Source organism: Arthrobacter agilis (genome assembly GCF_002953615.1).
GTDB lineage: Bacteria > Actinomycetota > Actinomycetes > Actinomycetales > Micrococcaceae > Arthrobacter_D > Arthrobacter_D agilis_B.
Genome location: NZ_CP024915.1, coordinates 1,417,433 through 1,425,152, shown reverse-complemented (window position 1 = coordinate 1,425,152; position 7,720 = coordinate 1,417,433). Strand labels below are relative to the sequence as shown.

Annotated in this window: 7 protein-coding genes; 4 read left to right on the top strand and 3 right to left on the bottom strand. The window is 70.6% G+C overall.

From position 1 onward, the window contains the following. Positions 1-26: 26 nt before the first annotated feature. Positions 27-1,820, top strand: coding sequence for a GTPase (locus tag CVO76_RS06855; protein WP_432206154.1), 1,794 nt, complete (start codon positions 27-29; stop codon positions 1,818-1,820). 106 nt (positions 1,821-1,926) lie between these two features. On the opposite strand, the gene CVO76_RS06850 is transcribed toward CVO76_RS06855, so the two are convergent. From CVO76_RS06850 to CVO76_RS06840, 3 genes are all read right to left on the bottom strand, one after another. After that, positions 1,927-2,574: an MBL fold metallo-hydrolase gene (locus CVO76_RS06850; protein WP_208741401.1), complete on the bottom strand. Its 648-nt coding sequence runs from the start codon at positions 2,572-2,574 to the stop codon at positions 1,927-1,929. Positions 2,575-2,645: 71 nt separating this feature from the next. Next, positions 2,646-3,206: a DUF1697 domain-containing protein gene (locus CVO76_RS06845; protein WP_208741399.1), complete on the bottom strand. Its 561-nt coding sequence runs from the start codon at positions 3,204-3,206 to the stop codon at positions 2,646-2,648. Between the two features lies 1 nt (position 3,207). Further along, the gene (locus CVO76_RS06840; RefSeq protein ID WP_133080752.1) at positions 3,208-3,927 is read right to left on the bottom strand and encodes an IclR family transcriptional regulator; all 720 of its coding nucleotides are present in this window, start codon (positions 3,925-3,927) and stop codon (positions 3,208-3,210) included. A gap of 145 nt (positions 3,928-4,072) precedes the next feature. On the opposite strand from CVO76_RS06840, the gene leuC reads away from it, so the two are divergent. The 3 genes from leuC to murA all read left to right on the top strand — a co-directional run. Continuing rightward, positions 4,073-5,539 carry a 3-isopropylmalate dehydratase large subunit gene (gene leuC, locus CVO76_RS06835; protein ID WP_208741398.1) on the top strand — a complete coding sequence of 489 codons (1,467 nt, stop codon included), beginning with the start codon at positions 4,073-4,075 and terminating at the stop codon, positions 5,537-5,539. A gap of 9 nt (positions 5,540-5,548) precedes the next feature. After that, positions 5,549-6,148, top strand: a complete 600-nt coding sequence (leuD, locus tag CVO76_RS06830) for a 3-isopropylmalate dehydratase small subunit (protein WP_133080750.1) — start codon at positions 5,549-5,551, stop codon at positions 6,146-6,148. A gap of 226 nt (positions 6,149-6,374) precedes the next feature. Further along, a partial coding sequence (gene murA, locus CVO76_RS06825; protein ID WP_133080749.1) for a UDP-N-acetylglucosamine 1-carboxyvinyltransferase occupies positions 6,375-7,720 on the top strand: 1,346 nt, incomplete at its 3' end.

Sequence of the window (7,720 nt, the reverse complement as noted above, 5' to 3'; positions counted from 1 at the left end):
CATCGCTCACGGACGCCCTCGGCCGGTTGGGGACGGCCTACGACCTCGGTGTGGACCGGTTGCCGCCGGAACGGCTCGAGCGGCTGCACGCCACACTCGACCGCGCCGGCTCCCGGCGATCGCTGTCCGGGAACCACACGGTCGTCGGCGTCTTCGGGCCCACCGGCAGCGGGAAGTCCTCCCTCGTGAACGCCCTGAGCGGGACGGACGCCGCATGGGTGGCAGTGCGGCGCCCGACGACGTCGGAACCGCTCGCCCTGGTCTGGGAGAGCGCGGGAAGCGGCGAGTTGCTCGACTGGCTGGGCGTCGGCCAGCGCGTGGAACTGCCGGCCGGGGCGCCGCTCCTCCGGGGGCTCGACCTGCCGGGACACGACGGCGGGACCCCGGACGCCGAAGCGTTCACGCCGTCCGCCCTCCCGCGGGAGGAACCGGACGGTGCGCGAGGCGCCGGCGACACGCGACGGGGACCGGCCAAGGAGTCCCGCGGAGTCCTGCGCAGGATCTTCGGCCGGCGGCGCAGGGGCGCCGTGCCGTCCCGACGGGACGATACCTCCGGATCAGCGGCGCCAGCGGCGGCAGCTGACGCCGCAGGTTTGATCCTGCTGGACCTCCCGGATTTCGACTCCACCGCCGCGGCGCATCGCGACGTCGTGGAACGGCTCGCCCGGCAGGTGGACGTCCTGCTGTGGGTCGTCGATCCCCAGAAGTACGCCGATGCGGCGCTCCATCACGGTTTCCTCCGTGGACTGGCGTCCCACGAGGCCGTGACCCTGGTCGCGCTCAACCAGGCGGACCGGTTGGAGCCGGCGGACCTCGACGCCGTCACGTCATCGCTGGCCGGGATCCTCGCGGGGGAGGGGCTCCCCGGCGTGGCCGTCCTGCCGGTGTCCGCACGCACGGGAACGGGCCTCGACGCGCTCGCCGCGGCGATCAGGGCCCATGCCGAGAGCCGCGCCGCCGCCACGAGACGGCTGTCCGCCGACGCCGCGGGAGCGGCCACCGAGCTCCTGCCCTTCGTCGCGGAGGAACCGGTGCCGCTGCCCGCAGCGGACGCGAGGTCCGCGCTGTCGGACGAACTCGGTGTCGCCGCCGGTGTCCCGGTGGTCGTCGACGCGGTGCGGGCCGCCTATCGCCGGGACGCGCACGCCGCCGCGGGCTGGCCCGTGACGCGCTGGCTGGCGAGGCTCCGTCCCGACCCCCTGCGACGCCTCAACCTCCGGAGCCAGGATGTCGTCCCCGAGGTGCGCCGGTCGTCGCTACCGCTCGGGCAGCCTGCCCAGCGCGCACGCGTGGACCACGCACTGCGGGTGTTCGGTGATGCATCGGCGCAGGGCGCACCCGAGCCTTGGCACACCTCGATCAGGGACGCGGCCCGCGGGACGGCGGGGGAGCTCACGGATGCCCTCGATGCCGCCGTCACCGGCACGGACCTCGAGACGGATCGACACTGGTGGTGGGGGGTCTTCGGTGTCCTGCAGTGGGTCGCCTTCGCGGCGCTCGTCGCCGGACTGGTGTGGCTCGGCGTCCTCGCCGTCCTCGGGTTCCTGCAGCTGCCCGCTGTCGACGTGCCCCGCGTCGAGGGGTTCCCGGTTCCCACGCTCCTGATCCTGGCAGGCGGCGCGGCCGGCATCCTGCTGGGGATACTCGCCGCGCTGCTCGCGCGGTGGGGAGCCGCCCGGCGCGCGACACGGGTGCGCCGGCGACTCCTGGCATCGTGCTCCCGCGCTGCCCGGGACATCGTGATGCTGCCCGTGGAGGGCGAGGTGGGGCGCTGCAACGACTTCCGGGCAGCGGTCCTCGGGGTACTCCGGCGGACCTAGTGGCTGTCCGGCCCGGTCGGTCCTACTGCGGTGGCCGAATCCGGCCGGCAGGCCCTCGTGCAGCAGGCGGGACCACGCCGGGTAGGGGGCCGACCGTCGAGGCGGGTCATGGCGTCTGCGCGCTCGTCCGTGCCACCGCGTTGTGGCCCGAGCAGATCCAGTCGACGGAGCCCGAGCGGATGCGCTCGGCGAGCAGCTGGACGGTGCGTGCGGCCACAGGCTTGTCATTGATGACGATCGCGTAGAAGTCGCTGACGGTGCCGTCCGCCGACACCTTCGCGGCGTCGCCGGTGAAGAGCACCCCACGCCACTGGTACGCGTAGTGGCCGGGCGTGTGCCCCGGCGTCGGGAAGTACTCGAGTCCGGAGAAGATCTCGCCCGACCCGTCCAGCTCCCGGGCACCCTCGGGGAAGGGGACGCGCGCCACCTTCTTCAGGACCTTCCGGAAGACCGTCCTCGGCTCGACCCTGCCGCGAAGGATGTCGGCATCGGCGGCGCCGATCCATACCGTCGCCCCGAGCGTCTCCTGCAACCGCTGCGCGACCTGCGCGTGGTCGGCGTCGTAGTGGGTCAGGACGATGTCCGTGATCGGCCCGGTCGTCGACTCTCCGGCGCGCAGTTCGGCGACGATGCCGTCGAACCCGGAGGACATCCCCGGGTCGATCACCGCCGCGCGTCCGGCTCCCGCGACGACGAACCCGTGCGAACCCTTCTGGTGTTCGAGCTGGTAGCAATCCTGGGCGATGAGGCGCATGGGTATCCTTCGGCTGGTCCTGGGGCTGCACGAACACTATTAACGCAGTCCCGTGCCCGGCACTCCCGTGCTCAGGCGAGGAGACGCAGCACCTTGTCCACGGTGTTGATGTTCCGCGTCGTTGACGTCGACGCATACCGGGCGCGGGCGAGGAGCTTCGCCACGGGCACCTCCGTCGACTGACCCTTGGGGGAGAACCAGCTGATCGCCGTGCCGCCCGGGAGCACCGTGGGCTGTTCGGCCAGCGCCGCGGCGTCACCGAGGAACCCGTCCCGTTCGGCGCGACCGGTGAAGAAGGTCACGTAGGTGTGGACTCCTCCCGGCGGTCCCGGCGGTCCCGGCGGCTCGGGGACCGCGGCGGCGATGCCCACCAGGTCGGCGCGCTCGACGACGATCACCCACGCCTCGTAGCCGAAACGGCGACGCAGCGCCTCCTCGATGCGTTCCTTGAGATCGGCGGGCGCCAGGGAGGAGGAACAGGTCACATTGCCGCTGGCCAGCACCGTGGCCACCTCCGTGACGGGAAGACCGGTGAGTTCGTCGCGGACGTCGGCCATCCTCAGGGTGACCCCTCCGACGTTCACCCCGCGGAGGAAGACGGCGTACCGGAACCCCGCAGCGGGTTCTGCCATGTCAGTCCGCCGCCTTCGCGACCGCGAGGGTCAGCTGGCGCGCGGCGTCGGAGACGACTTCCGCGTGTATCCGTCCGGGCTGCCGCGTGAGGCGTTCCATGGGCCCGGAGATCGAGACCGCGGCGATGACGCGCCCGGACGGGCCGCGGACCGGTGCCGACACCGATGCCACGCCCGCCTCACGCTCCCCGAGGCTCTGCGCCCAGCCCCGCCGGCGGACGCCGGCGAGGACCGTCGGGGTGAAGCGTGCGTTCTGCAGTCCCTTGAGCAGCCGGTCGTGGTCCTCCCACGCCAGGAGGCACTGCGCCGCCGAGCCGGCCTTCATGGACAGCTGGGTGCCCACCGGGATGGTGTCGCGCAGGCCCACCGGGCGCTCCGCGGACGCGACGCAGACGCGCCAGTCGCCCTGCCGCCGGAAGAGCTGGGCGCTCTCGCCGGTGGCGTCGCGCAGGCTCAGGAGGACGGGCCCTGCTGCCGCGATGAGCCGGTCCTCGCCCGCAGCGGAGGCCAGTTCCACGAGCCGGCTGCCGAGCACGAAGCGACCCTGGATGTCACGGCCCACGAGGCGGTGATGGGCGAGGGCGAGGGCGAGCCGGTGCACGGTCGGTCGGGCGAGGCCCGTCGAGGCAACCAGTTGCGCGAGGGTGGTGGGCCCGGCCTCTAGGGCGTCGAGCACGAGGGCGGCCTTGTCGATGACTCCGACGCCGCTAGAATTGTCCATAGGATGATATTGCCGTCTCATAATCTGAGACGCAAGCCGTCGGACTGGCACTCGCCGACGCGTGGCTGGTTGAGTTGATGCACCAAGGGTCGGGACGGCGGACACCCCGCCGCCGTGGTCCACCGGAACAGAGAAGGACGATCGTATGGGCAAGACACTGGCAGAGAAGGTCTGGGACGCGCACGTCGTCCGCAAGGGCGAGGTCGTCGGCGCGGAAGCGCAGCCCGACCTCCTCTACATCGACCTGCACCTGATCCACGAGGTGACCTCTCCGCAGGCCTTCGAGGGCCTCCGCCTGGCGAACCGGCCCCTGCGCCGTCCGGATCTGACGATCGCCACCGAGGACCACAACACGCCGACCCTGGACATCGACAAGCCCATCGCCGATCTCACCAGCCGCACGCAGATCGAGACGCTGCGCGCGAACTGCCGCGAGTTCGGTGTCCGGCTGCATTCGCTCGGCGACGCCGAACAGGGCATCGTGCACGTCGTGGGACCCCAGCTCGGTCTGACGCAGCCCGGACTGACCGTGGTCTGCGGCGACTCCCACACCTCCACGCACGGGGCCTTCGGAGCACTCGCCATGGGCATCGGCACCTCCGAGGTGGAGCACGTGATGGCCACCCAGACGCTCTCCCTCAAGCCCTTCAAGACCATGGGCATCACGGTCGAGGGCACCCTCAAGCCCGGCGTCACGTCGAAGGACATCATCCTGGCGATCATCGCGAAGATCGGCACCGGCGGCGGGCAGGGCTACGTGCTCGAGTACCGCGGCTCGGCGATCCGCTCCCTGTCGATGGAAGCCCGCATGACCATCTGCAACATGTCGATCGAGGCGGGGGCGCGGGCCGGCATGGTCGCGCCGGACGAGACCACCTTCGACTACCTGCAGGACCGGCCGCATGCGCCGCAGGGTGCCGACTGGGACGCCGCCGTCGCCGACTGGCGGAACCTGCGCACCGACGACGACGCCGTCTTCGACGCCGAGGTCTTCCTCGACGCGGACGACCTCGAGCCCTTCGTGACCTGGGGGACCAACCCCGGCCAGGGCGTCTCCCTCTCGCAGGCCGTGCCCTCACCCGACGACTTCGCCGACGAGAACGACAAGGCCGCGTGCAGCCGGGCGCTGGACTACATGGCCCTGGAACCGGGCACCCCGATGAAGGACATCCGGGTGGACACCGTCTTCCTCGGCTCGTGCACCAACAGCCGCATCGAGGACCTCCGCATCGCGGCGGACATCATCCGCGGCCGGGAGAAGGATCCCGCCGTGCGCATGATGGTGGTCCCGGGCTCGGCGCGCGTGCGCCTGCAGGCCGAGGCCGAGGGACTGGATCGCGTGTTCAAGGACTTCGGCGCCGAGTGGCGCTTCGCCGGCTGCTCGATGTGCCTCGGCATGAACCCCGACCAGCTGGCACCGGGGGAGCGCTGTGCGTCGACGTCGAACCGGAACTTCGAGGGACGCCAGGGCAAGGGCGGTCGTACCCACCTCGTCTCGCCCGTCGTCGCCGCCGCGACCGCGGTGCGCGGCACCCTCAGCTCGCCGTCGGACCTGGCACCGCGTCCCGGTACCGGCGCGCATGCCGCCGAGTCCACCGTCCCAGCAGCCTAGGAGAGCGCCATGGAGAAGATCACCACGCACACCGGCATCGGCGTCCCGCTGCGCCAGAGCAACATCGACACCGACCAGATCATCCCCGCCGTGTACCTCAAGCGCATCACGCGTACGGGCTTCGAGGACGCCCTCTTCGCCGGCTGGCGCAAGGACGAGGACTTCATCCTCAACCGGGAGCCGTACTCGCGCGGTTCCGTCCTCGTGGCCGGGCCGGACTTCGGGACCGGTTCGTCCCGTGAGCACGCCGTCTGGGCACTGAAGGACTACGGCTTCAAGGCCGTCCTGTCCTCGCGCTTCGCGGACATCTTCCGCGGTAACTCGGGCAAGCAGGGCCTTGTCGCCGCGCAGGTCGCGCAGGACGACATCGAGCTCATCTGGAAGATCCTCGAGAACGAGCCGGGGGCCACGGTCACGGTGGACCTCGAGTCGCGGATGGTGCACTGCGGGTCCGTGAGCGCACCCTTCCAGCTCGATGACTACACACGCTGGCGGCTGCTCGAGGGTCTGGACGACATCGGGCTCACCCTGCGGCAGGAGGAGCACATCACCGCCTTCGAGGCCAGCCGCCCCCGGTGGAAGCCGACGACGCTCCCGGCTCGCACGTAGGCGCCGCGCGCCGGGAGCAGCCGGACCCGGCGGGAGCCGCTGTCGTGCAGATCACGCCGCCGGGACCCGTCCGCGAGGAATGGCGACGCACCCGCGCTGGTTCCTCTCTGGAAACAGGGAGTGCACGAAGTACCCTTGTATTTCTGTCTGCTCCGTGGTTCTCCTATGCTTGGAACGAGCATTTTCGAGTCCGCAGGGGTTCAACGTAGAAGGAAAATAGGTATTCATGGGTAGCGTTCTGACCATCCGCGGCGGCATCCCGCTGACCGGCAAGGTATCCGTCCGCGGTGCGAAGAACCTGGTCCCGAAGGCCATGGTCGCCTCCCTGCTCGGCAACACGCCGTCGGTGCTGCGCAACGTCCCGGAGATCAAGGACGTCGACGTCGTCACCAGCCTGCTGCAGCTGCACGGTGTGACAGTGACCAAGGATCCTGTGACGGGCGACCTCACCATGGACCCCAGCGACGCCAAGATGGCACGCTCCAAGGACATCGACGCCCACGCCGGCGACTCCCGCATCCCCATCCTCTTCTGCGGGCCCCTGATGCACAGCATCGGCGAGGCCTTCATCCCGGACCTGGGCGGCTGCAAGATCGGCGACCGCCCGATCGACTACCACCTCGAAGTCCTCCGGAACTTCGGCGCCGTCGTGGACAAGCGTCCCGGAGGCATCTCCATCTCCGCGCCCAAGGGTCTGCACGGCGCGAAGCTCACGTTGCCGTACCCGAGCGTCGGTGCCACCGAGCAGGTGCTCCTGACCGCCATCCGCGCCGAGGGCATCACCGAGCTGTCGGGTGCCGCCGTCGAGCCGGAGATCATGGACCTCATCGCCGTCCTGCAGAAGATGGGCGCGATCATCACGGTGCAGACGGACCGCGTCATCCGCATCGAGGGCGTGAAGGAGCTGACCGGCTACAACCACAAGGCCATCTCCGACCGCAACGAGACGGCGTCGTGGGCCTCTGCCGCTCTGGTCACCCGGGGAGACATCTACGTGGAGGGCGCGCGCCAGCTCGACCTCACGGCCTTCCTCAACACCTACCGGAAGATCGGCGGCGCCTTCGACGTCGACGACGACGGCATCCGCTTCTACCACCCGGGCGGCGCGCTGAAGCCGCTGGTGCTCGAGACGGACGTGCACCCCGGCTTCATGACGGACTGGCAGCAGCCCCTCGTCGTGGCCCTGACCCAGGCCACCGGCGTGTCCATCGTGCACGAGACGGTCTACGAGAACCGCTTCGGCTTCACGGAGGCGCTGATCCGCATGGGCGCCAACATCCAGGTGCACCGTGAGTGCCTCGGCAGCGTGCCGTGCCGCTTCGGCCAGCGCAACTTCCTCCACTCCGCGGTGATCTCCGGGCCCACCCAGCTCCACGGCGCCGACATCGACGTGCCCGACCTGCGCGGAGGCTTCAGCCACCTGATCGCGGCCCTCGCGGCCGAGGGGGTCTCCCGGGTCACCGGCATCGAGCTCATCAACCGCGGCTACGAGCGCTTCCAGGACAAGCTCGAGGGCCTGGGCGCCGACTTCGACATCACGGAGGACGCCCCGGCTGCCGCCGTGGCTCTCTC

Coding starts and splice junctions, on each gene's coding strand:
- CVO76_RS06850 (WP_208741401.1), bottom strand. CDS start 2,574: ATGCGCCTCATCGCCCAGGATTGCTACCAGCTCGAACACCAGAAGGGT.
- CVO76_RS06845 (WP_208741399.1), bottom strand. CDS start 3,206: ATGGCAGAACCCGCTGCGGGGTTCCGGTACGCCGTCTTCCTCCGCGGG.
- CVO76_RS06840 (WP_133080752.1), bottom strand. CDS start 3,927: ATGGACAATTCTAGCGGCGTCGGAGTCATCGACAAGGCCGCCCTCGTG.
- leuC (WP_208741398.1), top strand. CDS start 4,073: ATGGGCAAGACACTGGCAGAGAAGGTCTGGGACGCGCACGTCGTCCGC.
- leuD (WP_133080750.1), top strand. CDS start 5,549: ATGGAGAAGATCACCACGCACACCGGCATCGGCGTCCCGCTGCGCCAG.